Annotated in this window: 2 protein-coding genes; both read left to right on the top strand. The window is 58.5% G+C overall.

Annotated features, from left to right (window positions below; translation table 11 throughout):
* Window positions 1-115 precede the first annotated feature (115 nt).
* Entirely contained in the window at window positions 116-502 is a 387-nt protein-coding gene (locus HMPREF2975_RS07510; protein ID WP_070726906.1) for a hypothetical protein, read from the top strand.
* Window positions 499-687, top strand: a complete 189-nt coding sequence (locus HMPREF2975_RS07505; protein WP_141757343.1) for a hypothetical protein — start codon at window positions 499-501, stop codon at window positions 685-687. Before HMPREF2975_RS07510 ends, HMPREF2975_RS07505 begins: the two co-directional genes overlap by 4 nt.
* The last annotated feature ends 157 nt before the right edge of the window (window positions 688-844 follow it).

Genomic DNA, 844 nt, shown 5'->3' with positions numbered 1-844 from the left:
CTCGACCCGCACTCAGAACACGACTACCTCTACATGTACGAGGAAGAACCCCAATGAAATGGCTAATCCTCGCCTTAAACCCCGACCGCAATTTCTGTAGCCAGGAGGACGAGCAGTGAAGCCCGACCCGAAACGCACCATCACAGCCGGTACCAGCATAATCACGGCAGACACTGACTGTAAGGGGCTCATCATCTACACCGGCACGACCCCGACACTAGTGACCGGCGTCCCGCTCAGCCCGACCGAAATGCTGCAAGTGGCTGAGTGGCTTGTCCTCATGGCAGGAGCCCAGGACGGTGCAGCTGACACGCTCGAGAAACGCATGAGGCGCGCGTCTGGCGCGCTATGCGCGGCCACCACAGCAATCAACGGAGCCCCGCTCCCACCCGAAAAACCGGAGATCGCGAAACGGTGGCAAACACTCCAACGACGCGTCAACGCGGCGCAAAACGCCTGCTCGAGCATGACTTTCCTGCTCATGAAGGAGGGCAACAAGTGATGGAAGCGGACACCAGTCTCACGATCAAGGGTGACGGCGTGGCTCTCGCGCCCGACACGAACAGTCACGGCCTGATCGCCTCCCAGGGAGACACGAGCATCAATATTCCACTAGCACCATCGCAGATGCTCACTGTGGCAGCCTGGCTGGTCGACATGGCTGCGGAAAACGAAAGAACCCACTAATGGACATCGTTGATCTCACCATCGCTATTCCTCGCGACCTACTGCAATGGCACATGGTCCTCGCACGCGAATACGACCGGACGCGGCCATCCTATCGCATCCAATTCGAACGCCTCTGCGAATGCCAAATGGAAGTGTGCGAAATCGTGCAGAAAGC

This window comes from Actinomyces sp. HMSC065F12 (assembly GCF_001814535.1).
GTDB lineage: Bacteria > Actinomycetota > Actinomycetes > Actinomycetales > Actinomycetaceae > Pauljensenia > Pauljensenia radingae_A.
Note: the sequence above shows the minus strand (reverse complement) of the source record. Positions and strands in the feature narration are given on the sequence as shown.